Genomic DNA, 26,298 nt, shown 5'->3' on the forward strand with positions numbered 1-26,298 from the left:
CGTGGGGGTATTCACCGATCTGTTCAATCAACTTGATGCCGATGACCGCGTTAAGGGCAAGCAGTTCGAGCACATCTGCAAGTGGTTCCTGACTAATGACCCTGTCTACAAGCACGAACTTCGCCGTGTCTGGCTGTGGGGCGAATGGCCCGGCCGATGGGGAGGTGACGCCGGCATCGACTTGGTCGCTGAGGACCGCCAAGGCCACCTGTGGGCAATCCAGGCGAAGGCGTACAGCCCTGCCTACCGTGTCACGAAACGGGACGTGAACAAGTTCCTCGCCGAGTCGGGGCGGCCCGAGTTCACCTACCGCATGTTGATTGCGACCACTAATCTGATCGACCGCATCGGCGAGCGCACGATCCAGGATCAAGACAAGCGGGTCACGTTCTTCCGGCTCAGCGACCTCGAGGCCGCGAATGTCGCCTGGCCACGTTCCCCAAAAGACCTCAGGCCAGCCCCGCAGCGTAAACCGGCTCGCCCTCGCAAATATCAGCGGGAAGCAATCAGCAAGGTGCTCAAAGGATTCGCTTTGGCGGAACGCGGACAGCTCATCATGGCCTGCGGAACCGGCAAGACCCTCACCGCCTTGTTCGTCAACGAAGAGCTTGGCGCCGCCCGGACTCTCGTACTCGCGCCGTCATTGTCGCTTTTGAAGCAGACATTGAATGCTTGGCGCGCTAACTCCACCAATGAGTTTGCGTCGTTGCCCGTCTGCTCAGATGACACAGTCGCCAACACTGATGACGACGTAGCTCTCGCACACACCAGCGACATCGGGGTGCCTGCCGAAGCCGACCCCGAGCGGATCGCGGCGTTTCTGCGGCAACGGTCCTGTCCGCGAGTCATTTTCGCCACGTATCAGTCATCACCGCAGATCGCAAAAGCGTTCGCGCTGGGTAAGGTTCCCGCCTTCGATCTGGTTATCGCCGACGAGGCCCACAGGTGCGCCGGGAAGGCTTCGTCGGACTTCGCCACCGTTCTCGACGCCGACAAGATCAAAGCTAAGCGGCGGCTGTTCATGACCGCCACCCCGCGCTACTTCACAGGGCGTGTGCTGAAGGCAGCCAAGGACGCCGAATTTGAGTACGCCTCAATGGATGACGAAGCCAAATTCGGCAAAGTGTTTCACCGCCTGAGCTTTGGAGAAGCCATCAAACGTGATCTCCTGACGGACTATCAAGTCGCCATCGTCGGTGTGGACAACGCCACCTATCTGGACTGGGCGAACAACCGCATGCTCGTCACCCGCGACGGTGTGGAGGTATCCGACGCAGCCGAGTTGGCGGGACAGATCGGGTTGGTGAAAGCCATACGGAAGTACGACCTACACCGGATCATCTCGTTTCATTCACGAGTCAAGCGGGCGCGAGAGTTCGCCGCCTCAATGCCAGATGTGTTGACCTGGATGCCCGCCCGGCAGCGCCCCAAAGGCAAATTGTGGTCGAAATACGCCTCGGGTGAGATGCCCGCCGGTGACCGCTACGTCCTACTCCAGCACCTCGGACACCTCGACGACGGCGACCGAGGACTCCTCGCCAACGCCCGCTGTCTGGCGGAGGGCGTCGACGTCCCCACCCTGGACGGGGTGGCGTTCATCGACCCGCGTCGGTCAGAGGTAGACATCGTGCAGGCGGTCGGACGTGCCATTCGCAAGTCCGAGGACAAGACGGTCGGCACCATTGTGATACCGGTGTTCATAGACACAGACGCAGATGCCGAAACTGCCTTGGACAGTTCAGCATTCAAGCCGGTGTGGGACGTCATAAAAGCGCTCCGCGCGCACGATGAGGAACTTGGTGAACAGCTCGATGAACTGCGTCGAGCGTTCAGCAAAAAGCGCGGCCGGCTCCGACTTCCAGACAAGATTCACGTCGACATCCCAATCAGGGTGAACGCCGAATTCGCTCGCGCATTCGACGTGCGCCTCGTGCAGCAGACCACCGCGTCGTGGGAGGAATGGTTTGCGCAGATGGAACTGTTCACCAACGAACATGGCCACGGTCGCGTCCCGTTCTCCTACGTCGTTGGCGATTACCAACTTGGTCGCTGGGTCAACGCACAACGCAACAACCACTTCAGGGGCACTCTTGATGCCGAGCGTGAGCGGCGTCTTGAACAGCTTCCGGGCTGGACATGGACTGCCCGTGCCGATAAGTGGGAGGACGGGCTTGACCTGCTCCAAATGTACGTCGAAGAACACGGCGACGCTCTTGTCCCGTATACGTACGAAGTCGACAAGTACAAGCTAGGCATCTGGATAGCAACGCAGCGCAGTCGTTACACCAGGGGCATCCTTGATGCTGATCGCAGACACCGACTGGAGGCTCTGCCCGGCTGGACGTGGGACGTTGACAAAGCCCAGTGGGAGGAGGGCTTTAGCCGATTAGTGTGCTACGTCGAACGCCACGGCGACACACTTGTCCCTCATTCGTATACCGATGACGGCTACAGCCTGGGCAATTGGGTTGCAGTACAACGGCGCGACCACACCCGAGGTGTCCTTGACGACGACCGTGACCAACGGCTTCAGAAGATCCCCGAGTGGACATGGACACCCAACACCGACCGTTGGGAAAAGGGTTTCACTCAACTACGACAGTACGTCGACCGCCACGGTGACGCCTGCGTTCCCTCAGACAAAAAAGTTAAGGGTTTCAACCTGGGGCGCTGGGTGGTTACTCAACGACGGTTTTATTCGAACGGCCGCCTTGACGCTGATCGTCAACGGCGATTGGAGGAACTACCCGGGTGGTCGTGGACTCGGCAGGCCGACCAGTGGGAAAAAGGCTTGGCTCAACTGCTGCTTTATGTCGAACAACACTGTGATGCAAGCGTGCCGCAGTCCTGCAAGCTCAATGGCTTTGGACTCGGTTCTTGGGTGAATGCTCAGCGAGCCAAATACGCAAAAGGCGCACTCGATGCTGATCGGGTTCGCCGCCTAGCGAATCTTCCTGGCTGGACTTGGAATCCACTCACAGCGCAGTGGGAGGAGGGATTCAACCGCCTGCTGGCTTACGTCGAGCAACACGGTGACGCACGCGTGCCGCAGTCCTACACAATCGACGGTTACAAGCTCGGTCAGTGGGTGATAAACCGGCGCTCCGACTACCGCAAAGGCACCCTTAATGACCGACGGCAGCAGGAACTTGACGCAGTGCCCGGATGGGCGTGGGATCCCAAGGCCGATAAGTGGGAGAACGGCTTTACCCGATTGCTTGCATACGTCGAACGTGAAGGTGACGCGCGCGTGCCGGCGTCCTATCGAGACGATGACGGCTACAAGCTCGGCGGCTGGGTCCTCACGCAGCGGATCAGCCGAATCGACGGCACCATCGACTCTGACCGGGAACGCCGACTCGACGAGGTGCCCGGTTGGTCATGGGCTCCCAAGCTAGATCGGTGGGAGGAAGGTTTCGCCCGGTTGCTGGATTACGTTGCGAGGCACGGAGATGCGCGCGTACCCGACGAGTATCTATTGAATGGCTTCAGGCTTGGTCAGTGGGTTGGGGTGCAACGCGGTGCCCATCGAAAGGGAACCCTTGGAGCCGACAGGGAACGCCGACTAGACGAGCTACCCGGGTGGACATGGGTCCTATTTGCCGACCAGTGGGAGGATGGTTTCAAGCGTCTCCGCGAATACGTTGAGCACCATGGTGACGCCCGCGTGCCACAGTCCTACAAGGTCGATGGCTACGGATTGGGGGTGTGGGTTGGCCGTCAACGCCGCGAGTACAAGAAAGGAACTCTTGACGTCGATCGCCAGCGCCGACTCGAAAGGGTGCGCGGTTGGACGTGGGATCCGCATGCCGATAGGTGGGAGCAATCCTTCGTTAGGCTTGAGGAATATGTCAAGGATCATGGTGACGCCCGCGTCCCGGACGCCTACAAGGTCGACGGGTACGCGCTTGGCGCGTGGGTGGGCATTCAACGTGCTTCCCACCGGAAGGGCGCCCTTGACACTGTCCGTCGACGACGGCTAGAGGAACTACCCGGCTGGACATGGAGCGCACTACGCACGGACGGCTAAGCTCACGCCGGCCCGCTGCTTGCGTCGCTGATCTTCCGACTGGTAAGCCATGCAGCCCTTCCGGGCCAGGCTGAAATTCCACCACGTCGTTAGCTTCGCAAAATCGAAGGCGCGAACTGCGTACGATTTACACGGTCACCCGCCAATTCCGGTTGAAGGCCGTTGGCTAGCTCTTCTTTCGCAGCAGGGCCGAGCATTACCCCCTGCTGGCCGGCTCGAACTGCGGTTCGCTTTGGGTCGTGCGGGTTCACTCTTCCGGTCGGTAGTGGACGTGGTCGTCGCCGTCGTACTCTGGGCGGTTCCCCATGATGGTGTTGGGATCAATCAAGGGGCGCGGTGACGCTGGCCCGGTGATGGAAGTCCATTCCGGGTCTGTGTACAGGTTGATTCGGCGGTCCCGGATCCAGCGGCAATACCAGTAGAAGAAGATGGTGAACAGAGCCATCAAGGCCACCATCGCGACCAGTCCGAGAATTGCGGTCATCATGCTGGACACGCGGCCTGCAGTGCCTGGCCGGCTTGCCGGCTTTGCGCGGCGTAGTCGGTGTAGGCGCGCTGGAAGTTCTGACTTGCTGCTGAGCTGTCGTCCGATCCGTTCTGTGACTGTCCCGGAATCGTCTGGCGCCACACGGCGAGCATCTTGTCATCGAGATTGACTAAAGCGTAGGCCTTTTCACGCAGAGCGGGGTCGTGGATCTGGTCGGCGTACTGTCGCAGGCGGGTTTCGCGAGTTTGGTACGCATCCACGAGTTTCTGCGGGTCGTCGATGCTGGTTGGGATGAGGTCGCGCATTCGCGCGCTCTCGGATTTCGAGTACTTGAGCATGTCGTTGACGACCGCGCAATCCGAGTTCGGACTTGGCCTCAGATACAGCCACACCGACACCCCGGCTATGGCCAAGACCAGCACGGCAGCGGCCGCCGCGGTGATGACGGTGCGCTTAGTTGCCACGGGTCATCACTGGTGGGCTGGGGATGCCGGTCGATGGTAGGCCGCCGGCCCACCAGCCGTTTTGGATGTCGATGCTGCCGCCGTTGAGGTCGGGTAGGTGGATGGTCGCTTCTGGATAGACCGTAGAAGTTTGCATGAGTTGTCCCAGGGTGACTGGCTTCCATGTGTGCGCTTGGCTCATATCTGGAAGTGTCAAATCGCCGAACGGTCCTCCAACACCTTGCCAGACTGGAATGGTGTTGAGTTGGTACTGGTATTCCTGCCATTGCGCCTGATACCAGCGGCCGTTGATCTGAACCGCCTTAGTGATGCCGTTGAATTCAGTACCACTAATCCGCACCTTGGATGTGCCCTGGAGATCTAGTCCCCAGGCCTTCGCCTTCTGCGGATTGTCAGATCCGCCACCGATTGAAGTCACGCCGGTCGATGGGCCGGTCAGCAGATCGGGCCGCACGCAGGGCGGGTCCGATTGATACAGCGAGGGGTCTGGCAACCCGTTAGGGCTGTCGGATGGATGGTCTGGATCCACTGTCCAGTAGCCGGTGCCGGGGTGCCAGCCGGGCGGCGGCGGTCCGTCCCATCTGCCGGCCGGCGGATCGTGCCGCGGCAGTTGCGGAATGCCACCGTTCGAGTTGTCGTCGCCGTGGGTGTTGTCCACGAGCTGGATACCGCTGTTTTTTCCGTTATGTGCAAAGGTGGCGTTCCCCAGACCGGTCGTGGCGGTGGTGAGTTGATCCGCGACCTTGACTTCGGTTCCGTCGAGTTGTTTGGCGCGCGACCAGATTTGACTAGCCATCTGTTCGGCTTGCGCTTGGCGCGCGGCCTGCTGGGATGCTGTGCCGCCATGGTCGGTGTAAGAGACTGACAGGTCTTCTCCGACATCGAATCCCGCATTCTCGGCGTCCGCGACGGCGTTCAGCACGCTTCGTTGGGCTGCGCTGATGTCGCTGGCTCCGCTGCGCGCTATTCCGGCTGCCTGGCGGAGCTGGTCGGCTTTGCTGCTGACGGTGGATAGGTCGGCTGCGGTGCGTTGCCGCAACGCATCACCCCCGGCGCCTTTCCATGCGATGGAGTGGGACTGGTTGCGCATCGTCAGGAATGTGTCTTCCCACTGGTCGGCGGTCTTGCTCCAATAGCTGGCCGCATCGGTCAAGTGCGCGGTGCTCCATGCACGGATTTGTGAGAGGGTTGCGGCGGCCATCAGACCATCGTCACTTTTGGCACGTTAGCCATTTCCCCTGCAGATTTAGCCTCCTGGCTGCCGTAGCCGGCGGCGGCGTTAGTCACCTGTCCGGCAGTCTCCTGGGTACGAGATGCGAACGCTGCTGCATCAGTGCTGACCATCGAGTTGATACTGCTGACCGCTGCGGTCGTGGGTTGAAATGGTTGTCCTGGCGACGGTGGCGTGGTCGCCGTGAGTTGGGCGCTCAGTCCCTGCCATTGCCCCGCCGTCGTGGCTAGCTGGTCCAGAACGACCTGCAGTCCGTTCGATCCCATCTGGCGATCTTAAAGCCGATCGCATGCACGACACTATTCACTGCATTCTCAACTTCACCGATTCATGCGGAAACTTCCTCACGGACGACCCATCGGCGATACATTTGCGCCTCAGGCGTCGGGCCTTCGCCCTTGGGAAATTTCCACACGAAACAACGGAGTTGAGTCATATCGCGTGTCACCAAAATCGTCGTGGCCCTGATGATCGCCTGCAGCGCCCCGACGACCTCAGGGTGCACCTCTTGCACTACAGATGCTCTGGGTTACAACGCTTGTTGGTGAGTAACAGCGACGCGCACTTGACGCAACGAGACGCGCACTTGACGCAACGAATGGTGCCGAGCCGCTGCTCACTCTCGCTCGGCGGCCAGCACCGGCGCCAACCGCCCAATCGGCACGAACCGAATTAGCCGCAGATGCGGAAGGTGCCGGACTACATGCAGCAGTCGCGCTGCCCGCGCCAACCTCAACAGCCCGCCATCGAGCCCGAACATCGGCAGGCAACTCGCGGCGATCACCGCAGCATCGAACGCGTTGAGAGGCTTGCGCAGGAAACGCCAGCCATGCATCCGCAGATGAACGCCAAGCTCGACGACGAAGAAGCTCAGGATGACGTCGTGGGCAAGCTCGAATAGTTCCTCGTGCCCGTCGATCAACTGCCCCGCGATGAGCACGCCGACATTGGCGATGATGGCGCCGGTCACCGTCTGGTCAAACCATCGCGCGGTCACAGTGCCGCCACCTGCACGCCGTCCGCGTGCTGTCGTTTCCACAGCTCGAGCGAGCCACCGCGGCCAACAAATGAACGCCACACCTCTAGCTCAGAGAGTGCATCCACGAGCAGCCCGAAATAGCCGGTCAGACACCACGTCTCGGCGGTTACCGCGTAAAGCTGATATGCGGTCCGGCCAGACGCATCAACACGAACAACCGCCATCGTGAGGCCACCCAGTTCCGCGATATGGACCGCCTCATGGGAGCGGGCAACAGGCGCCACCGCGGGAAGATCGAACTCGTACAGCTCCGTCAGCCCTTCCGGGAAATCAGGCACCACCAAATCCGACGGGTCAAACATGATCGGGGCTCCCGTCCAGCGCACGGCGCAATGCAGCCGCGAAGGTGGAGCACCGACCGCGCGACACGACACGACCAGCCTCAAAGGCGAACACCTCGAACACACTCGCGCGCTCGAACTCGACAACCGTGACCACCGCACCGAACAACGTGCGTCGCCACACCGGAACACCCGCGGCCATCATGACGCCGCCGGCCGAACGATCGCTGCGCGCCAACCGAAGTGCCCGCAACGCCAATCGGCGCCAGCGCAACCACATTCGATGAAATCAAGCTGAGCTTGCCATTCTTCGACAGCACATTCCGCCCCGTCGAGATGCCCCAACCAACCGTCCCACCATCGACGGTCATCCGCGCCGACGTCATCTACATCCGCGTCAGTTACCAGCAACGCGACCACCTCGCCGCGCTCTTTGCTCACCTCGCCCAATGACCGTGCACGCATAGCAATTGACTCCAATCCCGCGGTGAATGAATCCGACCGGGCGACAAGCCCTTCGGAGATGAATCGACCGGAGAAACAAGCCCGATCGCACGTCCGATATTACCGCAGAGATGTTTGCTGTTCAAGCGATGGAAGCATCAAAAAGAGGCCTGAACTGCAAAGTCTCCGACGTTGAGGGAAGCTGGAGCGGTAGCTCGCGGTTCCCAGCCCTGGATACGCGAAACTGTTTCGTCGGCATCGCGCTTCAGCAAACTCGCGGTGTCTGAGCTGCGGTTATGCTGGTGGAATACGTTGGACTGCGGGGAATACACCGATACTGCGTGTTTGCTAGGAGGAGTAAAGTCAATGCCGGCAAGGGATTTCGAGAGGCCATCGAATGTGCGGCGCCGATTGGACGGTCACGAGATGATGGAGCGTGACGCGGAGATTGCCCGGTTGCGCGAGCAGTGTGTGTCGTTTCGAGGCATCGCGGAGCGGTTGGGCTGTTCGCTGGGCAGCGTTCAGAAGGCGGTGGGACGGATCAACAGGCGGAGCGCATCGGCCCCATCTGCCCCAGTTGTGTCCGTCAGTAGCCCGGCTGATCCGATCCTGCGACTGCTGAGCCCGGATGACCTGTGCCGGTTGGGCATGACGGCTCAGGAAGTGGAGCGGGGGCTAGATTCGCTCACCCGTTACCGGTTCCTCGGGTTGCCGGAGGGGTCACTAGCAGGTGATCGCGCCCGCGCCCTGTTCGATCATGGTCGAAACGCTGAGGAGTTCACAGTGTGGATGGAGGGCGGCACGACGGGGCGAGCCGTGAGCACTGCAGCGTCGCGCCCCTAGTTAATTGCCGTACCGGCCGCGGAGGTCATTGCGTGCTGCGTCTATCACCTTGTCGCAGAGCGCGATAACTTCATCAACGTCGAGGTTTGAGTCGTTCCCGATCTTGTCCAATGTCTGTGTCTCAGAAGTGCTTAGCACCTGCCACCGATGAAAGGTGTCAAGCGCGGAGCTCGTCGAAGGCGCAGCGGCGGTCTCATTTCGTGGTTCCGGCAGTTGCTCGTACAACTGCGAGAGTTGCTTCGCAATGTTCTGCAGAATCATGAGCGACATAAGGTGCCTACGCCGCTGTTCATTGACTTCCGCTAGTAACCGGTCAACCGCTTCACGGACAGGATCGGCGGCGTACGCGAGTAGCTCAGCTATACCGTCTTCGTTTCCGAGCTTGGCGCGGAACTCGTGCAGCGCCCGTATAGTGACGGCGCGCCTATGTGATTCGTCGGTGTTGGGCGCTCCGGTCAACTGGGCCCGCCATTTGACGTACTGAGTGGCGGCGATAAGAGTTTTCAGCGCGTTGACCTTGTCCTGCCCGAACCGTCGCTCTACCTCTAGCGCAATTTCGTGCTGGCGGTCTTCACGCTTGCTGCGCGCGTCGATGCGCTTGCTCCACACCGCGACGGTCGCAGTTGCGATCACTGACACGGATGGCACCGCGATATTGGAAACCAGGCTCATCCAGTTCACAGGACGACACTAGTCCGCACCCCTGTCACGTTAACTCCACCTCGCCGCGAGCGGCGCCCGGCACAATAGGTTGGTGGCGAAAATCTTCGATTGGCTTGTCGACCCGAGTTTGCCCGGGGAATACGCGGACGGCGTACTTCATCGGTACACCTTCCGGTACATCACTTTGGACGGCCTTCTCGCCACAATCAACAGCAAAAAGCTACGGATGAACGCGTGGTCCAAGATGAATGACCCACGGGAAGCGATGGTGTGGCGACCGACGGGGATCGCTGCGGCCGGCAGTTACACCGAGGCTGAAATGAATAAGCGGATCGACGACGTACTGCGACGAAGCGCCTGTCTGCTGGCAATGACTGCCGATCGGGAGCCAAGCCCTCGCGCAAAACCGGGCTCTCTGTTCCACCGCGGATGGGGACGAGCGCCGATGTGGGCCCACTACGCAGATAATCACCGCGGAGCGTGCATGTTGCTGGATGCTGGGGCGGTCCACCAAGCCCTTGACGAACATGTTCCGATGAAGGATGGTCGATACCATTTTCGGGGCCGAATCAAGTATGTAGACGGGCCGATCCAGATTGGCGGCGTGGCAGGGGGACCTTTCACTGACCAAGCCTCTCTGGACGAAGCGATCATGGAATCCCTCGACGGCACCGGATGGATCACTGGCCTTCATATGACTAAGAACACCGACTGGGCTTACGAGACCGAAGATCGGATCGCCGTCATCAACTTCTACTTGGACGAGCACGAGCTCGACACCCCCGTGGATGTTCCTCTGGGAGATTGCCTCAAGGCCGTGATCTTTGGCCAAGACCATCCAGCGCCGAGGGTTATTGCCGCCGGGATTCAAGGCACGCTTGGCAGCGACTCACCGCAGTTCTTTCAGTGCCGCTGGGAGGACGGGGCTCCGACACTGACGCTGCTCTGATTCCGTACCCGTGCACCGCGGCGTACGGCGCTGTCGGTAGCGAAGCCGTGCTGACGCGTGTCGTTGCACTGTCTTACATGTTCCCGTCGGCACGCTGCCGGAGAATCGTGTTCATGAACTTCGAACCACCCGGCGCACTTGGACGCTGCAAGCCCGCACCTTGGCGGGCGGCGGGAACCGCCGTACTCGTCCAAGGCCCGCGACGACGACTCGCGTTGGAATCTCGTGAACGAGCGCCCCATTTGCAGGATGTGCAAACGTCTGAGAGAGACGCGCTCCTCGCGCCGGGGTGACGGTGAACGTCGCCGATGGCACGGCTTGTACATTCGACCCGGACGACTGGATCCTGATCGGGCCGACGATCGCCAATGGATGAGGCCTTCAACGACGAGGCATCGGTGGGGTATGTATTCGATTTCCGCAATTCGGACGTCGTCGTCGTCGACGTAATGGGCGCGAAGATAGGTCCCACCGTCGTACCCGTGCTTTACCGCCATGACGGCACGCGGACGTCCATCGAGGGAAGTGCATTCTGTATTGCTTCGTCACCCGACTCACCTCAGGCGCTGTACGTAACCGCCAGACACGTAGTTGAACAACTGGTGCCGCCTCGATTGGGTGTCGAGCCCTTCGTACTGATCCCGGGTAACGAACTGCATGTCGACGGAGCTACCCCCAGATACCTGCACGCTGTGCCCATCAAGCACGTGACTATGGCCGAAACCTATTGTGACGTCGCTGTGCTGATTGTCGATAGAAGCGACAGTCCAACAGAAGGGATCGTGCCGAAAACGTTGCGCTTGTCCAGCTCTGAGCCGGCCGTGGGAGAGCACTGTATGGCGCTCGGCTACCCACAGAACGTGGACGAGCTTCTATATATCCTTCAAGCCTCGCGTGGTCGGATCGAGGAAGTGCATCCCCGACAACGCGACTCCTCGTTGGTCGACTTTCCGAGCTTTCGTACAACAGGCACGTACTTACCGAGCATGAGTGGCGGGCCAATCGTCGCCGATGACATGGATGTCATTGGCGTGGTCTCAACGGGCACCGACACTGCTGACGGGCAGCCCTTGGGGTACGGAGCATGTGTCGCTTCAATCCTTGAGCTGACCGTCAACATGTTGGACGGCAACGGCGTTCGTCGCGATTTTCGTATTCCTGATCTACTACGTGAGGGTTACATTAAGCGGGGGGACGGCGACTTAGAGATGACCCGAACACCGGGTGGTGTTGAGCTTCGTTGGTTATAGCCGCGAACACGACGGCCCGTTGTTGTCCACGTTGACTCGCGTCAAATCGCCGTTGCGCTAGTCGTGTGCTAGGGGAGTGGGTAATGGTATGTCTGGGCAGGTCAGATGTTTTGCGCGACAATGGGATTGAAGCAGGTTCGGTGCGTGTGCAGTGGCGTGTCCATTGAAGGGCAGGGACGAGATGCAATATTTCGCTGACTTCAACATCGGTAGCGACGAATGCCATGGCCTAGTGCGAGTGCACTGCGACGACGATGCCGATCATAAGACCTTCATGGGTGCCAAGGCCGAGCGGTGGTCGCCGCGCGCTGGCTGGTTCGACCTTCCGCATTTTCAGCTCGACTTCGTTTATGGCGGCGAAGACATTACCCGCGACTACGCGCCGCTCGCCGCCGACCGCGTGGAAGCGGCCATGGAGTCGTATCGCAAGTATTGCGGCAGGTTCGACTCGTTGCCGTAGTTGCCACGGTCTTCGGAGACTGAGCTGCTGGCGCATCACCTAGAACGGCCCGACTAAGAACACGGTCTCCGAGGTCGCCGCCTGGTTTACTTTCATTTGCAATGGAAGCGAAGAATGATTCAGGTCAGGCATTCGCGCAGTGGTTATCCAGCCTGACGGTGATGACTGGTACGCAGCACGCGGCCAAGGCCTGGCGGGAGCACCGCTACCGGTTCGCCCACCGCTTGGGGGACGCGCTTGCCGGCGCGACCCATACTGCTGAGGCCGTCTCCGGACCGGTCATCTACGGCATCTGGCTCGAGTGGGGGTGTCTTTATGTCGGACAGACGACTGATGCATCGCGGCGGCTGCGGGACTTGCCGGTCGGGGAAAGCCATCACGTCGCCACAACTTTTCCTCCTGAAACCTGGGATCGCATCATCGTGGTCACGTGGCCCGCGCTACCGGAAGCGAATAACCTTCGAGCCGACTTGGACCAAAAGACGATTGGGCTAGCACTTGAATACAAATTGCAGGTTCGGCTTAATCCGTTGGTGAATTCGTGGCAGCGAACGCGCGATGGTGGTTGGCGCGCGGTCGAGTGGCAAAGGAGCATGTCGTTGGGCGCTCGGTCGGCAGCAGCAATCGGTAGCTTGGCAGACCAAGTCGATGCGCTTTTCGACCTTGCAGTGAATCATGAGGTGGGATGTACAGCGCTTCCTGACAGTGTGCGTTGCGTCAGGCCAAAGCAATTCCTGACCGATAAATCTGCGCTCAACTCGACGCCGGGCGGCCGGTACTGATACCGAGAATCGGGATTATGAAAATCCGCACCTGGGCAGTCGGTGCCCTGCTGGCGGTCACTTCGGTAGCCGCTGGCTTGGGCATCCCTACCGCATCTGCTGATGACCAGGCTGCGACGGTGAACAGTTGTTGGTCCGGCCCAGAAACCAAGCCGTCAGAAATGACGATTATCTGCGACAACACCCTGCGCGTTGACAAAATAACCTGGAGCAACTGGAGCGCTGTTCGCGCATCAGGCCGTGGTACTCAGTTTCTGGTGGTCTGCGAACCGGACTGCGCTACTGGCACGCCGATCTACACCCCGGTGGCGATCACCCTGGAGGGTGCCAACGCGCCAGATTTTCGGTTCACTAGCGCAACGATCACCAGCCTGACCACTGGTGAGGTCCACTCCTACCCGCTGGGTGGCTAGCTGGTGGCGCAACATCAAGAATGTATTTCAGAGGAACAACGTGACCAATCCCGAACCGCGCGTCGTCTACGGGTACAACCTGCTCGTAGACCAGAACGGCGAAAAGACCACCTACAAGGACATGTACGTTGACATGGCCTCGGCGCTTGCGTGGCCCGCATGGAAGCCGGGCCATGCGTGGTTCAAGCTGCTGCCGCTCGCGGAGATCGGCACGCTTTGTGGGCTACGGAACGAGCCGTGCCTGTCCGCGCTCGTGCGTGAACAGGACCGCATCCGCATCGGCAAGGGCTACCAGACGGCGCACTTCAACTGCCACGGCGTGAGCCTGGTGGGCCACACTGTTGGCGACGACTTCGATTGCCCGCGCTGTGTGGAGGGCGGCCCGCATTGGGAAATCATTCAGAAAGCCGCGAAGGCCGAGACCCGACTGGTCCGAGCGCACACGTACGGGCACTGGTGAACGGCGCGCAGCCACGTAGCAATCCGACCTCCCACTGCCGCGAATGGAGAACAGGACCGTCGTCGCGTCCAACAGCAGCTACTCCCAGGGTGGGGTTTTGTCGGTGACGGTCCACTGCCAGGAGTTGAACTCCCCGGCCCCGTTTTCGACAAGGCCTTCCTTCTTTAATTCAGTGAGGGTGGCGCTCACGCTGTTTGTGTTAGAGCTCCCGAGCATCTCAGGAATGGCCTTGGCCTGGATGCCCGGGTTGAGCCGCACGTATGAATAGATTTGTTGACGGAGAGGCTGGTGGCGCAGCGAAGGTTGCGGCGCCGGCAGGGAAATGTCTGCTTCGGCGGTGGGCACTTGGGTGCGGAAGTCTGCGAGGACGGTCCCGTCAGATGTGGTGACTTTGAGTTCAATGATCAGGTTGTTCATGAGGGAACCTTACCAAAATCGCCATTTATACACAAGAAAATGCCAAAAATTACCTCAGTTCACCAAATAATACTGGTAAGCGACAGGTGGAGGGGTGTTTGACCTCAGCGGTCGGACCATCGGCGCGGGCTGCCGCGGGACTGGCCAGCAGCAGTGCGGCGAATAGGGCTGCGATGAAGCGGCCGGTCATTCCGATACCTCCGCTTGTCCTGTTTGTCATTGACAAAGGCGGGGGAGGTTTTCCCAGGTCGGCTCGTGCCATTTCGTGTCGCGAAGACGATTTACATAATCACGTTTGCCCAGCTAGAGAGGGGTTTCTTGCCCGTTTGCTAGTGGTTCGAGTCCCCTTAGCTCCACCAAGAAAACCTCAGGGCTTGCGCGAAAGCGCGAATTCCCGTCAAACCGCATCGCTCGCGATGGCGACTGTGCTCGAAAAAAGGACGGTTGCGTGTTCTGCGCGCCTTGCTGTGCGCCGCGGTCAAGTAAGCGATGCGTGAACCGCGTGCCGCAGGGGTAACCGTGCGCTGAGCCCCGCGGCCGAAGGCATGCAGCGTGCTGCCACGATCGCTTGGCTAAAACGATTGGAGTGGCGAAGTGATAACGCTCGGCGTAATTCTCATCATCATCGGCATTTTCCTCTTCCACCCGTTGCTGGTGCTCGGCGCTATCCTCGCCATCATCGGGGTCATCTTGTGGATTCTTGGCGCGACTGGCCGCACTATTGCCGGTCGGCGTCATTGGTTCTGATGGCCGACGCGGACGACGAGGCTAAAGCCGCGACAAAACCGCAGTGACGAGCGGCATTAGCAAAGCGGGACGGAACCTCGAGTCGGATGTCGGCACATGACGTGGCGCAACACCGCTACCGGGGCGGCTAGCAGAGGACGGCGGCCGAGAACCACCCACCGGCGACCAGCGCGATCAGGAGCGCGGCGGTGGTTTGTCCCATCGCCGCGGCCGCGATGGCGCCCACGATCGCGCAGATGAGCATGGTGACGGTGAGAAACGCGACGAGCAGACGGTGTGAATTGACCGCCGCGCCGGCACGGGGCGCAATGACGGACTTTCGAGAGCGATCCACGCCAACCATGAAATCTCCTTAGGTGTGACGCCCGCAACATAGCTGAGCCATGTGTGGCCTACGTCACATTGTAAGCTGTCTCGATGCTGAATCGGGGGACATGGTCCCCATGCCGACCGAATTCAGCCACGCAAGGCCAAGTTCCCTGCCCGATTCGGCAAACGTTCCATAACGCTCACTTGCACTATCGGCGATGCGATGGGCACGGCGACTGACCCATCGTGGTTTGTCAAGCACTCCGCTGGGGCCCTCCCCGTGGCCGAATCCGACGGCCGAAATCGCTTCGAGCCGCGCAAGATTCACTGGGGTGCCCGCAGGCCGCGCCATCGTCGAGACGCGGTGCGGGACAAGCGGGTCGAGCTTCGCGGCGGGCAATGTGACGCGATCCTGAATTGCCCACGGTTCGCCGTTATCCGGCTGAGACCGCCGATTAGGTTTTCGCCTCGATGCGGATTACTCTTGCCCGCGGTTCGTCCGCGACTCAGGAAAGCAGCCATGTCTGTTCAGCCCACTCTGCTGCGCCGTCAATCGTTGCGCAGCGCCCGCCGTCAGCGGGTCGCTCCCCGCGTGAAGTGTCCGATGGTCGGCCAGTGCTTCGACATCGAAATCACTCGCGACGCGGACGGATGGATGATCCGGATCCCCGAGATCGGCAGGGCCACCCGCGCCGTCAGCCGGGCCACCGTGGAACTGGCGGCTCGCGAATGCGTCGCGACCTGGACCGGCATCCCGATCGGGTACGTCGCCGTGTACGTCGCCAGCGAGACCAGCTAGTTACCTAGCCCGCCGCGATCGCGATCGACTTGGTCTCGAGGTAGCCGTCGAGCCCTTCGGGCCCGAGCTCTCGGCCGTAGCCGCTCCCCTTGACGCCGCCGAAGGGCGCAAACGGATCCATCGTGTAGCCCTGGTTGATGCCGAGCGTGCCGGTGTGGATCCGCGTGGCCAGCGCGAGGGCCCGGTCGGCGTCGTTGCCCCAGACCGATCCGGCCAGTCCGTAGTCGGAATCGTTCGCGATCTCGACCGCCTGCTCCTCGTCGCGGTAGGGGATGACCGTGATGACGGGTCCGAAGATCTCTTCGCGGGCGATGCGCATCGCGTTGTCGGCACCCGCGAACAGGGTGGGTTTGACGTACCAGCCGCGGTCGAGCCCGTCGGGCATGTCGGCGCTGCCGACGACCAATCGCGCCCCCTCGTCCTGGCCGATCCGGATGTAGTCGCGAACCCGCTGCTGCTGGCGCCGCGACACCAGGGGGCCGAGCTGGGTCTGGGGGTCGCCGGGGTCGCCGACGCGAAGGCCGCTCATCTCGGCGGCGAGCGCATCGACGTACTCGTCGTGACGGGCCTGGGGGACAAGCACCCGCGTCAGCGCATTGCAGATCTGCCCGCTGTTGGACAGGCTGGCCGACCGCACCCCGGCGGCGACCTTGTCCGGCGCCGCGTCGTCGAGAACCAGCGCCGCCGACTTGCCGCCGAGTTCGAGGCTGACCTTGGTGAGGTTGGCGGCGCAGGCCGAGGCGACGGCCCGGCCGGCCGTGGTGGAGCCGGTGAAGGACACCTTGTCGACCCCGCGGTGGGCAACCAGGTACGCGCCGAGAGCGGCACCGCCCGGGAGGATGCTGACCACGCCGGGTGGCAGGCCGGCCTCGCCGAGCATCTCACCCAAAAGCAGGGCGTCCAACGGGCTTTCGGGCGCCGGCTTGAGCACGACGGTGCAGCCGGCCAGCAGCGCGGGCACCAGTTTGGTGACGATCAGGAACTGGGGCATGTTCCAGGGCACGATCGCCGCGACGACGCCGACCGGCTCCTTGTGGACCAGGATGTCGCTGCCGAAGAAGCCGGGCCTGGCCTCCTGCCACTGGTGTCGCTCGGCCAGGTCGCAGAACGCGCGAATCATGAATGCGGGCAGGCCGACTTGTGCACGCTGGGCGAAGCTGGTCGGGGCGCCGATCTCGGCGGTGATGGTGTCGGCCATCTCGGGGCGGCGTCGATCGTAGATGTCGGCCAGGCGCCGGATGGCGGCGATCCGTTCCGCCGGCTCGCTGTGGGCCCACGGCGCCGCGGTGAGGGCCGCGCGCGCGGCGGCGATTGCGGAGTCGGCATCCTCGGGTCCGGCCGCGTCCACCTCGGCGACGGGTTCCTCGGTATGTGGTGAGATGACTTGCACGACCTTGGGGTCCATCCGCGCCTCCCGGGGGCCAATATCAACTACTTGCTATTGCTGGGTCGAGGATATACCGTCGGCCGTAACGGAGCTCTCAGGGATCGGTGAAACCGGTGCGCAGGTCGGTTGTTTCGCGTCGGCAGTGCAGAAGTGAGCGGCTGGGCACGCAGGGTTTCGCCACGTTGGACTGTGTGAGGAGCGATGATGGCTCGATTCCCCAAACCGCCGGAGGGCAGCTGGACCGAGCACTACCCCGAATTGGGTACCGGCCCGGTGTCGTACCAGGACTCCGTCAACCCCGAGACCTATGAACTGGAACGCGAGGCCATCTTCAAGCGGGCCTGGCTCAATGTCGGTCGCGTCGAACAACTTCCGCGCAAGGGCAGTTACCTCACCCGCGAGCTGAAGGTCGTCAACACCTCGATCATCTTGGTGCGCACGACATCCGGTGACATCAAGGCCTACCACAACGTGTGCCGCCACCGCGGCAACAAGCTGGTGTGGAACGACATGCCGCAGGAGGAGACGCGCGGCGTGTGCCGGCAGTTCACCTGCAAATACCACGCCTGGCGCTACGACCTGGATGGCAACCTCACCTTTGTGCAGCAGGAGGAGGAGTTCTTCGACCTCGACAAGAGCCGCTACGGACTGGTGCCCGTGCACTGCGATGTGTGGGAGGGCTTCATCTTCGTCAACTTCGCCAAGAAGCCCGAACAGTCGCTGCGAGAGTTCCTGGGGCCCATGATCACCGAACTGGAGGGCTACCCGTTCGACAAGATGACATCCCGGTGGTACTACCGCTCGGAGGTCAAGGCGAACTGGAAGCTCTACATGGACGCCTTCCAGGAGTTCTATCACGCGCCCGTGCTGCACGCGAACCAGTCGCCGACCGCGTACTCAAAGGCGGCCGCCGAGGCGGGATTTGAAGCCCCGCACTACCGGCTGGACGGGCCGCACCGGCTGGTCAGCACCTCCGGGGTGCGGGCCTGGGAAATGGCCGACGAGATGCGAAAGCCGATCGAGGACATCTGCCAGAGCGGGCTGTTCGGCCCCTGGGACAAGCCGGATCTGGGGCCGATGCCCGCCGGCCTCAATCCCGCGAAATGCGATCCGTGGGGCCTGGATTCGTTCCAGCTGTTCCCCAACTTCGTCATCCTGTTCTGGGGCCAGGGTTGGTACCTGACCTACCACTACTGGCCGACCTCGCATAACAGCCACCTTTTCGAAGGCACGCTGTACTTCCCGGCGCCGCGCACCCCGCGCGAGCGGGTGGCCCAGGAGCTCGCGGCGGTGTCGTTCAAGGAGTACGGGTTGCAGGACGCCAACACCCTGGAGGCGACGCAGACGATGCTCGAATCCCAGGTGATCGACGAGTTCTTGCTCTGCGACCAGGAGGTCCTGATCCGTCACCTGCACAAGGAGACCGCGGCCTGGATCGATGACTATCGCCGGACTTCCACGGCAGGAGTGTGAACGCGATGCCGAAGCTGCCCGCCGAGTTCGCCGACCTCGAACGGTTCGCCGAGTGGTGCCTGCCCAGCGAGCCGGAACGCTACGCCAAGAGGCTGGCCAGCTCCATGACGCAGATGAAGGCCTTCTACGACGCGATCACCCCGCGTGCCGAAGAGGCGCTGGCGTTCTGCGACAAGTTCTCTCTCGACGACTTGCCCGACGACGTCCAGAATCTGATGCACCTGCTGTATTCCATGATCATGGTGTCGTTCCCGGTGGAGTGCTGGAAGCAGCCCCGCGTCCCCGATTCCGGGGCGTCGACGCTGGACTGCGTGTCCGAGCCCGTTCCATGACCACCGTGTTGCGGGCGGCCCGATGGGCCGACGTCGCGACCGGCCAGATCCACACCCCGGCTGAAGTGGTGATCGACGGCGAACGCATCACCGCGATCAATTCCCAAGAGCCGCTACCGGATTCGTCGACCATCATCGAGCTCGGCGACGTCACGCTGCTCCCGGGCCTGATGGACATGGAACTCAACCTGCTCATCGGCGGCCCCGGCGGCCCGAGGGCCTGCCGGCGCCCATGCACGGCGTGCAGGACGACCCGCCTACCGCACGCTGCGGGGAGCGGTCAACGCGCGCACCACGCTCGAGGCGGGTTTCACCACGGTGCGCAATCTCGGGCTGATGGTCAAGACCGGGGGATACCTGCTCGACGTCGCGCTGCAGCGCGCCATCGACCAGGGCTGGCACGTCGGGCCACGCGTCTATCCCGCCGGTCACGCCGTCACTCCCTACGGCGGGCATCTGGACCCCACGGTGTTCCAGCGATTGGCCCCCGGGATCATGCCGCTGTCGGTGGCCGAGGGCATCGCCAACGGCGTGCCCGACGTGATCGCCTGCGTGCGTTACCAGATCCGGCACGGCGCCAAGCTGATCAAGGTCTCCGCCTCGGGCGGGGTGATGTCGCACAGCACCGCGCCCGGTGCGCAGCAGTACTCCGACGCCGAGTTCGCCGCGATCGCCGACGAGGCCCACCGGGCCGGGGTGCGGGTGGCCGCACACGCCGTGGGGGACAGCGCCATCCAGGCGTGCATTCGCGCGGGCATCGACTGCATCGAGCACGGCTTCCTGGCCAGCGACGAGACGATCCAGATGATGGTCGACCACGGCACGTTCCTGGTCTCGACCACGTATCTGACCGACGCCATGGCCATCGACCGCATCGCACCGGAGCTGCGCAAGAAAGCGCTCGAGGTGTTTCCCCGGGCAAAGTCGATGCTGCCCAAGGCGATTGACGCCGGCGTGCGCATCGCGTGCGGCACCGACGCGCCGGCGATCCCGCACGGACAAAACGCCAAGGAGCTCGGCGCGCTGGTGGAACGGGGCATGACACCGGCGCAAGCGATCCGTGCGGCCACCGTGGTGGCCGCCGAGTTGATCGAGGCGGACGACGAGTTGGGCAGGCTGGCGCCCGGCTATCTGGCCGACATCATCGCCGTTCCCGGAGACCCTTTCGACGACATCGCCGCCACCCTCGACGTCCGCTTCGTCATGAAGAACGGACAGATCTACAAAACCCCCGCGGCGTAATGGAGGCGGGCATGGAACTCACCGACAACATCCTGTGGCTGCTCAAGCAGGCCTTCTACTACTCGCTGACCACCATCAACGAGGCGATGCGCGAACACGGTGTGAGCACCGCGCAGATCGGGGTGCTGCGCCAATTGGCCAACGAACCCGGTTTGTCCGGCGCCGAATTGGCGCGGCGCCTGCTGATCAGCCCGCAGGGCGTCCAGCTCGCGCTCACCGCACTGCAACGGCGCGGCCTGGTGGAAAGGAAGCAGGATCCCCAGCACGCCCGCATCCTGCGGGCCTACCTGACCGGGGAGGGCCGCAAGGTCGCCGAGACGGTGGTCAACGACGCGATCGCCGCACACCAGGAGGTGTTCGGCGTACTGAACGAGCAAGAGCAACGGACCCTGCGGGAATTGCTGGGCCGTGTGGTCGAAAAGGGCACTGGCCATGAGCTGTTCGACGACCACGTCGACGGCTGACACCGCCCGGGGCGGGGCGACCTCGGGCATCGGCGTGCGGCACCTGTATCTAGTACTTGAGACTAATCACAAGTAGTTGATACTCTGGCCGGGATGGGTGAAAACCACGTGACTTCCGACGTCGGATCGGCGACGGTGGCCGAGGCGGCTTCGGGCGGACTCGACGTCGCCGCCCTGCCGGATGGCTTTGTGCCACTGCGGATCAAACGCGTGATCCCGGAGACCCGCGACGCCGTGTCCATCGTTCTCGATGTCCCGCCGGCCAGCGTGGAACAGTTCGGCTACCAAGCCGGGCAGTTTCTGACGCTGCTGGTCAGCGTCGACGGCAACGAGTACCGGCGGTGCTACTCGATGTCGTCGTCACCCGCTCTGGGCGAGGACCTGCGGATCACCGTCAAGCGCGACCGCGACGGCCTGGTGTCGAACTGGCTCAACGACAGGGCCGCGCCCGGCGACCAGTTGCCCGCCCTGCCACCGCAGGGCCGCTTCGTGCTGCACGACAGCGATCGAGAGCTGATCGCCTTCGCCGGCGGAAGCGGCATCACCCCGGTCTTTTCGCTGCTGCGCACCGCGCTGGCCGCCGGCAAGCGCACCGCGCGACTGTTCTACGCCAACCGAAGCCGTGCCGCGGTGATCTTCGACGAGGAGCTGGCCTCGCTCACCGCGCGGCACGCCGATCGGTTCGTCGTGCACCACCATCTCGACGACAACAGCGGCTTCGTCACCCCGGCGGACATCGAGGCGTTCGCCCGCGAGGCCGGTGACGCCGACGTTTACCTCTGCGGGCCCAACGAATTCATGGAGACCGTGCGAACCGCCCTGTCCGCGTTGGGCGTGCCGGCCGATCGCCTGCACGTGGAGCACTTCGACGTGAACGACATCGCCGCCGCGGCGCCGCCGGACACCGACGTGGCCACCGATGAGGTCACCATCGTGCTGGACGGGGTCACGACGACGGCGTCTTACGATCCGGGCAACACGTTGCTGCAGACGGCCCGGATGGCCGGCCTGCGGGCCCCGTCGTCGTGTGAGATCGGTTCGTGCGGAACGTGTATGGCGCGCCTGACGCAGGGCAGCGCCCGGATGATCAACAACGACGCGCTCGAACCGGACGAGGTGGAGGAGGGTTGGGTGCTGACGTGTCAGGCCCTGCCCACCAGTCCCACGGTGCGGGTGGTCTACGAATGAGCGAGAAGGCGGAGCGGAGTCGATGAGCAGGGTGGCGGTGGTGACCGGCGGCGCATCGGGGATGGGCGAGGCGACGTGCCATGAATTGGGCCGGCGCGGACTCCAGGTCGCGGTGCTCGATGTCAATGAGCGTGCGGCACAACGTGTCACCGACGACCTGCGCGCGGGCGGCGTGACCGCGCTCGGGGTGGGCGCCGACGTCACCGACCGGTCGGCCGTGGAGCAGGCGTTCGCGAAGGTGCGCAGCGAGCTGGGCCCCGTGACGGTCCTGGTGACCAGCGCCGGCATGTTCGACTTCTCGCCTTTCCTGGAGATCAGCGCCGAAACCTGGTCGCGGATCATCGACGTCAACCTCACCGGCACCTTTCACTGCTGCCAGGTCGCGCTGCCGGACATGGTGGAGGCGAATTGGGGGAGGATCGTGATGATCTCGTCGTCGAGCGCGCAGCGCGGCTCGCCGTTCGCCGCCCACTACGCGGCGTCCAAGGGTGGGGTCATCACCCTGACCAAGTCGCTGGCCCGCGAATACGCGCCGCACGGGATCACGGTGAACAACATTCCGCCCTCGGGCATCGAGACCCCGATGCAGCACCAGGGCCAGGCCGCCGGGTACCTGCCGTCCAACGAGCAGATCGCGAGCAACATCCCGTTGGGCTACCTCGGCACCGGGGCCGACATCGCCGCGGCCGTCGGGTTTTTGTGTTCGGAGGAAGCTAGGTACATCACCGGCCAGGTGTTGGGCGTCAACGGCGGAGCGGTGATGTGATTGTGAGGATTCGATGACCAGAGCAGGCAGGCCGCCGGAGGGCTCCTGGACCGAGCACTATCCCGAATTGGGCACCGGGCCCGTGTCTTTCAAAGACTCGACGTCGCGGGAGTTCTACGAACTCGAGCGCGAGGCGATTTTCAAACGCGCGTGGCTCAACGTCGCTCGCGTCGAGGAATTGCCGCGCGTCGGCAGCTACCTGACCAAGGAGATCGAGGTCGCCGGCGTCTCGGTGATCCTGGTCAAGGGCAGGGACGAGCAGATCCGCGCGTTCTACAACGTCTGCCGTCACCGCGGAAACAAGCTGGTGTGGAACGACTTTCCCGGCGAGGAGACCCGCGGGACGTGTCGGCAGTTCACCTGCAAGTACCACGGCTGGCGCTACGACCTGCAGGGTGCGCTGAAATTCGTCCAACAGGAGTCGGAGTTCTTCGACCTCGACCTCTCGAAGTACGGGCTGCGTCCGGTGCGCTGCGACGTGTGGAACGGCTTCGTCTTCATCAACCTCGACACCGAACCGCGCCAGAGCCTGCGTGAGTTCCTCGGTCCGATGATCACCGGCCTCGACGACTATCCGTTCGGCAAGCTGACCGAACGCTACGAGTGGGTGGCCCACAACAACAGCAACTGGAAGATCTTCGCCGACGCCTTCCAGGAGTACTACCACGTGCCCTCGCTGCACTCACAGCAGGTGCCCGCCGAGGTTCGCGACCCCAACGCCGGATTCACCTGCGGGCACTTCCAACTCGACGGCCCGCACCGGTTGGTGTCCACGGCCGGGCGGCGCCGCTGGCTGCTGCCGCCGGAATACATGTACCCGATCGAGCGGGCCACCCGCAGCGGGCTGGTGGGACCGTGGCGCACCCCCGATATCGGGGAACTGCCGGCCGGCCTCAACCCGGGCGGCATCGAGCCCTGGGGCATCAGCAATTTCCAGATCTTCCCCAACACCGAGATCCTGATCTACGGCGGCTGGTATCTGCTGTATCGGTACTGGCCCACCTCGCACAACACCCACCGGTTCGAGGCCTACACTTACTTCCATCCCGCGCGCACCGTGCGCGAGCGCGTCGAGCACGAAGTCGCCTCGGTGGTGCTCAAAGAGTTCGCGCTGCAAGACGCCGGGATGCTCGGCGGGACGCAGGCGGCGCTGGAATACGGCATCGTCGACGAGTTCCCCCTCAACGACCAGGAGATCCTGGTGCGCCACCTGCACAAGGTCGCCGTGGACTGGGTCGACGCCTATCGCCGCGAGCGGGATTCGGTGGGGGTGTGACGATGCCTCCGATGCTGCCCAGCGCGTTCGCCGAGCTGGAGGAATACGCCGAAACCTGGTGTCTGGCAACGGAAACCGAGCGCTGGAACGCGCGGGTGAAAGCGTCGATGCCGGAGCTGCGCGACTTCTATGACGCGTTCTTCCCCCGCCTCGAGGAGGCGATCGACTACTGCGACAAGTTCCCCCTCGACAACGTGCCCGACGACGCACTGAACCTGCTGCACCTGATTTATTCGCTGATCATGGTCGCCATGGCGGTGGAGATCATGCACCAACCAGCCCCGGTGGACGCCGCCGACGCGGTCATGATCCGCACCGGCGGACCAGTGCCCTGAGGAAAGGAGCGACCATGAGTCTGCTCACCATCACCAAGCTCACCGACTCCGTCGGTGCCGAAGTAGCGGGCCTTGAGCCGGCCGCGCTGGCAACCGACGACTCGGTCGGCGAAGCGGTGCTGGATGCGTTGGAAGACAACGGGGTCCTGGTCTTTCGCGGCCTGCGGCTCGACCCGGCGGCCCAGGTCGGCTTCTGCCGTCGCCTCGGCGAGATCGACCACTCCTCCGATGGTCACCACCCGGTGCCCGGCATCTACCCGATCACGCTGGACAAGTCGAAGAACGCCTCGGCCGCCTATCTCAAGGCCACCTTCGACTGGCACATCGACGGCTGCACACCGTTGGGCGACGAATGCCCGCAGAAGGCCACCGTGTTGTCGGCGGTACAGGTCGCCGAATGGGGCGGCGAAACCGAATTCGCCAGCTCGTACGCGGCCTATGACGCCCTGAGCGACGAGGAGAAACAGCGGTTCGGCACCCTGCGGGTGGTGCACTCGCTGGAGGCGTCCCAGCGCCGCGTCTACCCCGACCCGTCGCCAGAACTGGTGCAGCGCTGGCGATCTCGCCGCACCCACGAGCACCCCCTGGTGTGGACGCACCGCAGCGGCCGAAAGTCGCTGGTGCTGGGCGCCTCCGCGGACTACGTCGTCGGCATGGATCTCGATGAGGGACGCGCCCTGCTCGACAGCCTGCTCGACCGAGCGACGGTGCCCGACAAGGTCTACAGCCACAACTGGTCGATCGGCGACACCGTCATCTGGGACAACCGTGGGGTGCTGCACCGCGCCGCCCCGTACGATCCGGATTCGCAGCGCGAAATGCTGCGCACCACCGTGCTCGGCGACGAACCGATCCAGTGATGACCGCAGCCGACCAGCATCCGCTGCGCCTGCCACCGTTGCCCGCCGGCGAGTGGGACGAGCGCACCCGGGCGGCCCTGGCGTCGCTGATCCCGGCCGAGCGAGCGAATCCCGTTGGCGCGGGCAATGTTTTGTCGACGATGGTCCGCCATCCCGACCTGACCGCGGCCTACCTACCGTTCAACGCCTACCTGCTCACCCGATCGACTTTGACGCCCCGGGTGCGCGAAGTCGCGTTGCTGCGCGTGGTGCACCGCGCAAATTGCGGATACCTGTGGTCCCACCACATTCCGATCGCTCTGCGCGCCGGCCTGACCGAATCCGAGGTCGACGACATCCGCTCGGGGCGCTGCGCCGATGAGACCGATCAGGCCGTGGTGCGGGCCGTCGACGATCTCATCGCTGACAGCACGATCGGCCAGGCGACCTGGGACCTGCTGGGCGAGTTGTTCACGGAGCAGCAATGCATGGATCTGACGTTCACCATCGGCGGCTACCTCTTGCTGGCGCTGGCCGTCAATACGTTCGGCATCGAGGAAGAGCAGGGGTAGACGCGCTGCTCGCGGTGCGGGCTAGTCCTCGCGGGACAAGGCGGCGCGCGGGCACTCGGCGATGGCCCGCTCGACCAGCGCCTCCTGTTCGGCGGGGACCGGATCGGCGATGACCACCGCGTAGTCGTCATCGTCGAGCCGGAAAACATCCGGCGCGATGTTCACGCAGTAGGCGTTGCCTTCACACCGATCGAGGTTCACTACCGGCCGCATGAAGATCCTCCTTCGCCGACGCCTCTGTCCGTCACTCGGAGTTTTTACAGTACTACTTGTGTAAACGCTAGCCTAGCGCGGCCGGGCGGGAAACGACGCGTGGCGACTTCTCAGTGACCTCTCAGTGGCGCGGTCCTACGCTG

The 26,298-nt window shown here is 63.0% G+C and carries 31 protein-coding genes and 1 pseudogene; 20 read left to right on the plus strand and 12 right to left on the minus strand.

Annotated features, from left to right (window positions below):
* The first annotated feature begins 1 nt into the window (after position 1).
* The gene (locus B9D87_RS26070) at positions 2-4,030 is read left to right on the plus strand and encodes a DEAD/DEAH box helicase (RefSeq protein WP_007772745.1); all 4,029 of its coding nucleotides are present in this window, start codon (positions 2-4) and stop codon (positions 4,028-4,030) included.
* A gap of 247 nt (positions 4,031-4,277) precedes the next feature.
* Here the strand turns inward: B9D87_RS26070 and B9D87_RS26075 are convergent, their stop codons facing one another.
* From B9D87_RS26075 to B9D87_RS26100, 7 genes are all read right to left on the minus strand, one after another.
* On the minus strand, positions 4,278-4,517 hold the full coding sequence (locus B9D87_RS26075; protein WP_007772743.1) for a hypothetical protein: 240 nt from the start codon (positions 4,515-4,517) through the stop codon (positions 4,278-4,280).
* A complete protein-coding gene (locus B9D87_RS26080) occupies positions 4,514-4,939 on the minus strand; it encodes a hypothetical protein (RefSeq protein WP_040631015.1) in 426 nt (141 codons plus the stop codon). The genes B9D87_RS26075 and B9D87_RS26080 overlap by 4 nt, the downstream gene beginning before the upstream one ends.
* Before the next feature lie 31 nt (positions 4,940-4,970).
* Positions 4,971-6,182 (minus strand): hypothetical protein, encoded by a 1,212-nt coding sequence (locus B9D87_RS27680; protein WP_238553464.1) that lies wholly within the window; start codon positions 6,180-6,182, stop codon positions 4,971-4,973.
* The gene (locus B9D87_RS26090; protein WP_080598585.1) at positions 6,182-6,478 is read right to left on the minus strand and encodes a hypothetical protein; all 297 of its coding nucleotides are present in this window, start codon (positions 6,476-6,478) and stop codon (positions 6,182-6,184) included. The genes B9D87_RS27680 and B9D87_RS26090 overlap by 1 nt, the downstream gene beginning before the upstream one ends.
* A 350-nt stretch (positions 6,479-6,828) precedes the next feature.
* Positions 6,829-7,209, minus strand: coding sequence for an ion transporter (locus B9D87_RS26095; RefSeq protein WP_007772740.1), 381 nt, complete (start codon positions 7,207-7,209; stop codon positions 6,829-6,831).
* Complete coding sequence (locus B9D87_RS26905; RefSeq protein ID WP_007772739.1) at positions 7,206-7,553, minus strand: hypothetical protein; 348 nt, start codon at positions 7,551-7,553, stop codon at positions 7,206-7,208. The genes B9D87_RS26095 and B9D87_RS26905 overlap by 4 nt, the downstream gene beginning before the upstream one ends.
* Positions 7,546-7,770, minus strand: coding sequence for a hypothetical protein (locus B9D87_RS26100; protein ID WP_040630864.1), 225 nt, complete (start codon positions 7,768-7,770; stop codon positions 7,546-7,548). Before B9D87_RS26100 ends, B9D87_RS26905 begins: the two co-directional genes overlap by 8 nt.
* A gap of 5 nt (positions 7,771-7,775) precedes the next feature.
* On the opposite strand from B9D87_RS26100, the gene B9D87_RS26105 reads away from it, so the two are divergent.
* On the plus strand, positions 7,776-7,985 hold the full coding sequence (locus tag B9D87_RS26105; protein ID WP_040630862.1) for a hypothetical protein: 210 nt from the start codon (positions 7,776-7,778) through the stop codon (positions 7,983-7,985).
* 834 nt (positions 7,986-8,819) lie between these two features.
* Here the strand turns inward: B9D87_RS26105 and B9D87_RS26115 are convergent.
* Positions 8,820-9,500 (minus strand): hypothetical protein, encoded by a 681-nt coding sequence (locus tag B9D87_RS26115; protein WP_007772735.1) that lies wholly within the window; start codon positions 9,498-9,500, stop codon positions 8,820-8,822.
* A gap of 73 nt (positions 9,501-9,573) precedes the next feature.
* Between B9D87_RS26115 and B9D87_RS26120 the strand changes: the two genes are divergently transcribed.
* The 6 genes from B9D87_RS26120 (at position 9,574) to B9D87_RS26140 (ending at position 13,796) form a co-directional block, all read left to right on the plus strand.
* Complete coding sequence (locus tag B9D87_RS26120) at positions 9,574-10,431, plus strand: DUF2971 domain-containing protein (RefSeq protein WP_040630858.1); 858 nt, start codon at positions 9,574-9,576, stop codon at positions 10,429-10,431.
* Positions 10,432-10,799: 368 nt separating this feature from the next.
* Positions 10,800-11,681 carry a S1 family peptidase gene (locus tag B9D87_RS26125; RefSeq protein WP_007772732.1) on the plus strand — a complete coding sequence of 294 codons (882 nt, stop codon included), beginning with the start codon at positions 10,800-10,802 and terminating at the stop codon, positions 11,679-11,681.
* A 163-nt stretch (positions 11,682-11,844) separates the two neighbouring features.
* Positions 11,845-12,141, plus strand: coding sequence for a hypothetical protein (locus B9D87_RS26130; RefSeq protein WP_085382829.1), 297 nt, complete (start codon positions 11,845-11,847; stop codon positions 12,139-12,141).
* A 101-nt stretch (positions 12,142-12,242) separates the two neighbouring features.
* Positions 12,243-12,923 carry a hypothetical protein gene (locus tag B9D87_RS26910; protein ID WP_148664719.1) on the plus strand — a complete coding sequence of 227 codons (681 nt, stop codon included), beginning with the start codon at positions 12,243-12,245 and terminating at the stop codon, positions 12,921-12,923.
* A gap of 17 nt (positions 12,924-12,940) precedes the next feature.
* A complete protein-coding gene (locus B9D87_RS26915) occupies positions 12,941-13,336 on the plus strand; it encodes a hypothetical protein (protein ID WP_148664720.1) in 396 nt (131 codons plus the stop codon).
* 40 nt (positions 13,337-13,376) lie between these two features.
* The gene (locus B9D87_RS26140; protein WP_007772728.1) at positions 13,377-13,796 is read left to right on the plus strand and encodes a hypothetical protein; all 420 of its coding nucleotides are present in this window, start codon (positions 13,377-13,379) and stop codon (positions 13,794-13,796) included.
* Positions 13,797-13,874: 78 nt separating this feature from the next.
* Here B9D87_RS26140 and B9D87_RS26145 read toward each other — a convergent pair whose 3' ends face one another.
* Positions 13,875-14,213 (minus strand): hypothetical protein, encoded by a 339-nt coding sequence (locus B9D87_RS26145; RefSeq protein ID WP_007772726.1) that lies wholly within the window; start codon positions 14,211-14,213, stop codon positions 13,875-13,877.
* A 594-nt stretch (positions 14,214-14,807) separates the two neighbouring features.
* Between B9D87_RS26145 and B9D87_RS27160 the strand changes: the two genes are divergently transcribed.
* On the plus strand, positions 14,808-14,960 hold the full coding sequence (locus tag B9D87_RS27160; protein ID WP_007772725.1) for a DUF6131 family protein: 153 nt from the start codon (positions 14,808-14,810) through the stop codon (positions 14,958-14,960).
* A gap of 127 nt (positions 14,961-15,087) precedes the next feature.
* On the opposite strand, the gene B9D87_RS26150 is transcribed toward B9D87_RS27160, so the two are convergent.
* Positions 15,088-15,303 (minus strand): hypothetical protein, encoded by a 216-nt coding sequence (locus B9D87_RS26150; protein ID WP_007772724.1) that lies wholly within the window; start codon positions 15,301-15,303, stop codon positions 15,088-15,090.
* A gap of 570 nt (positions 15,304-15,873) precedes the next feature.
* Between B9D87_RS26150 and B9D87_RS26155 the strand changes: the two genes are divergently transcribed.
* Positions 15,874-16,068: a hypothetical protein gene (locus tag B9D87_RS26155; RefSeq protein ID WP_007772723.1), complete on the plus strand. Its 195-nt coding sequence runs from the start codon at positions 15,874-15,876 to the stop codon at positions 16,066-16,068.
* A 4-nt stretch (positions 16,069-16,072) separates the two neighbouring features.
* Here B9D87_RS26155 and B9D87_RS26160 read toward each other — a convergent pair whose 3' ends face one another.
* Positions 16,073-17,473 carry an aldehyde dehydrogenase gene (locus B9D87_RS26160; RefSeq protein ID WP_007772722.1) on the minus strand — a complete coding sequence of 467 codons (1,401 nt, stop codon included), beginning with the start codon at positions 17,471-17,473 and terminating at the stop codon, positions 16,073-16,075.
* Positions 17,474-17,659: 186 nt separating this feature from the next.
* Here B9D87_RS26160 and B9D87_RS26165 point away from each other — a divergent pair, with 186 nt between their 5' ends.
* From B9D87_RS26165 to B9D87_RS26210, 10 genes and pseudogenes are all read left to right on the plus strand, one after another.
* Complete coding sequence (locus B9D87_RS26165; protein WP_007772721.1) at positions 17,660-18,928, plus strand: aromatic ring-hydroxylating oxygenase subunit alpha; 1,269 nt, start codon at positions 17,660-17,662, stop codon at positions 18,926-18,928.
* Positions 18,925-19,260, plus strand: coding sequence for a hypothetical protein (locus B9D87_RS26170; RefSeq protein WP_007772718.1), 336 nt, complete (start codon positions 18,925-18,927; stop codon positions 19,258-19,260). The genes B9D87_RS26165 and B9D87_RS26170 overlap by 4 nt, the downstream gene beginning before the upstream one ends.
* A pseudogene (locus B9D87_RS26175) lies at positions 19,257-20,502 on the plus strand (metal-dependent hydrolase family protein). Before B9D87_RS26170 ends, B9D87_RS26175 begins: the two are co-directional and overlap by 4 nt.
* Positions 20,503-20,513: 11 nt before the next feature.
* Positions 20,514-20,966, plus strand: coding sequence for a MarR family winged helix-turn-helix transcriptional regulator (locus B9D87_RS26180; protein ID WP_007772715.1), 453 nt, complete (start codon positions 20,514-20,516; stop codon positions 20,964-20,966).
* Between the two features lie 93 nt (positions 20,967-21,059).
* Positions 21,060-22,154, plus strand: coding sequence for a ferredoxin--NADP reductase (locus B9D87_RS26185; RefSeq protein WP_007772714.1), 1,095 nt, complete (start codon positions 21,060-21,062; stop codon positions 22,152-22,154).
* 22 nt (positions 22,155-22,176) lie between these two features.
* The gene (locus B9D87_RS26190; RefSeq protein ID WP_007772713.1) at positions 22,177-22,920 is read left to right on the plus strand and encodes an SDR family NAD(P)-dependent oxidoreductase; all 744 of its coding nucleotides are present in this window, start codon (positions 22,177-22,179) and stop codon (positions 22,918-22,920) included.
* 13 nt (positions 22,921-22,933) lie between these two features.
* Positions 22,934-24,196 (plus strand): aromatic ring-hydroxylating oxygenase subunit alpha, encoded by a 1,263-nt coding sequence (locus tag B9D87_RS26195; protein ID WP_007772712.1) that lies wholly within the window; start codon positions 22,934-22,936, stop codon positions 24,194-24,196.
* Positions 24,193-24,531, plus strand: a complete 339-nt coding sequence (locus tag B9D87_RS26200; RefSeq protein WP_040630850.1) for a hypothetical protein — start codon at positions 24,193-24,195, stop codon at positions 24,529-24,531. Before B9D87_RS26195 ends, B9D87_RS26200 begins: the two co-directional genes overlap by 4 nt.
* Before the next feature lie 14 nt (positions 24,532-24,545).
* Positions 24,546-25,391, plus strand: a complete 846-nt coding sequence (locus tag B9D87_RS26205; protein ID WP_007772710.1) for a TauD/TfdA dioxygenase family protein — start codon at positions 24,546-24,548, stop codon at positions 25,389-25,391.
* Positions 25,391-25,942 carry a carboxymuconolactone decarboxylase family protein gene (locus B9D87_RS26210; RefSeq protein ID WP_007772709.1) on the plus strand — a complete coding sequence of 184 codons (552 nt, stop codon included), beginning with the start codon at positions 25,391-25,393 and terminating at the stop codon, positions 25,940-25,942. The genes B9D87_RS26205 and B9D87_RS26210 overlap by 1 nt, the downstream gene beginning before the upstream one ends.
* A 21-nt stretch (positions 25,943-25,963) precedes the next feature.
* On the opposite strand, the gene B9D87_RS26215 is transcribed toward B9D87_RS26210, so the two are convergent.
* A complete protein-coding gene (locus B9D87_RS26215) occupies positions 25,964-26,155 on the minus strand; it encodes a ferredoxin (RefSeq protein ID WP_007772708.1) in 192 nt (63 codons plus the stop codon).
* Between the last annotated feature and the right edge of the window lie 143 nt (positions 26,156-26,298).

Source organism: Mycobacterium colombiense CECT 3035 (genome assembly GCF_002105755.1).
In the GTDB taxonomy this organism is placed as follows: Bacteria; Actinomycetota; Actinomycetes; order Mycobacteriales; family Mycobacteriaceae; genus Mycobacterium; species Mycobacterium colombiense.

Bases quoted from the DNA above. Each gene is read 5' to 3' on its own strand.
- B9D87_RS26190 (WP_007772713.1), top strand. From the start codon at position 22,177: ATGAGCAGGGTGGCGGTGGTGACCGGCGGCGCATCGGGGATGGGCGAG.
- B9D87_RS26090 (WP_080598585.1), bottom strand. From the start codon at position 6,478: ATGGGATCGAACGGACTGCAGGTCGTTCTGGACCAGCTAGCCACGACG.
- B9D87_RS26185 (WP_007772714.1), top strand. From the start codon at position 21,060: ATGGGTGAAAACCACGTGACTTCCGACGTCGGATCGGCGACGGTGGCC.
- B9D87_RS26150 (WP_007772724.1), bottom strand. From the start codon at position 15,303: ATGGTTGGCGTGGATCGCTCTCGAAAGTCCGTCATTGCGCCCCGTGCC.
- B9D87_RS26195 (WP_007772712.1), top strand. From the start codon at position 22,934: ATGACCAGAGCAGGCAGGCCGCCGGAGGGCTCCTGGACCGAGCACTAT.
- B9D87_RS26915 (WP_148664720.1), top strand. From the start codon at position 12,941: ATGAAAATCCGCACCTGGGCAGTCGGTGCCCTGCTGGCGGTCACTTCG.
- B9D87_RS26160 (WP_007772722.1), bottom strand. From the start codon at position 17,473: ATGGACCCCAAGGTCGTGCAAGTCATCTCACCACATACCGAGGAACCC.
- B9D87_RS26210 (WP_007772709.1), top strand. From the start codon at position 25,391: ATGACCGCAGCCGACCAGCATCCGCTGCGCCTGCCACCGTTGCCCGCC.
- B9D87_RS26165 (WP_007772721.1), top strand. From the start codon at position 17,660: ATGGCTCGATTCCCCAAACCGCCGGAGGGCAGCTGGACCGAGCACTAC.
- B9D87_RS26075 (WP_007772743.1), bottom strand. From the start codon at position 4,517: ATGATGACCGCAATTCTCGGACTGGTCGCGATGGTGGCCTTGATGGCT.
- B9D87_RS27680 (WP_238553464.1), bottom strand. From the start codon at position 6,182: ATGGCCGCCGCAACCCTCTCACAAATCCGTGCATGGAGCACCGCGCAC.
- B9D87_RS26905 (WP_007772739.1), bottom strand. From the start codon at position 7,553: ATGTTTGACCCGTCGGATTTGGTGGTGCCTGATTTCCCGGAAGGGCTG.
- B9D87_RS26180 (WP_007772715.1), top strand. From the start codon at position 20,514: ATGGAACTCACCGACAACATCCTGTGGCTGCTCAAGCAGGCCTTCTAC.
- B9D87_RS26155 (WP_007772723.1), top strand. From the start codon at position 15,874: ATGGTCGGCCAGTGCTTCGACATCGAAATCACTCGCGACGCGGACGGA.
- B9D87_RS26205 (WP_007772710.1), top strand. From the start codon at position 24,546: ATGAGTCTGCTCACCATCACCAAGCTCACCGACTCCGTCGGTGCCGAA.
- B9D87_RS26125 (WP_007772732.1), top strand. From the start codon at position 10,800: ATGGATGAGGCCTTCAACGACGAGGCATCGGTGGGGTATGTATTCGAT.
- B9D87_RS26215 (WP_007772708.1), bottom strand. From the start codon at position 26,155: ATGCGGCCGGTAGTGAACCTCGATCGGTGTGAAGGCAACGCCTACTGC.
- B9D87_RS26145 (WP_007772726.1), bottom strand. From the start codon at position 14,213: ATGAACAACCTGATCATTGAACTCAAAGTCACCACATCTGACGGGACC.
- B9D87_RS26910 (WP_148664719.1), top strand. From the start codon at position 12,243: ATGGAAGCGAAGAATGATTCAGGTCAGGCATTCGCGCAGTGGTTATCC.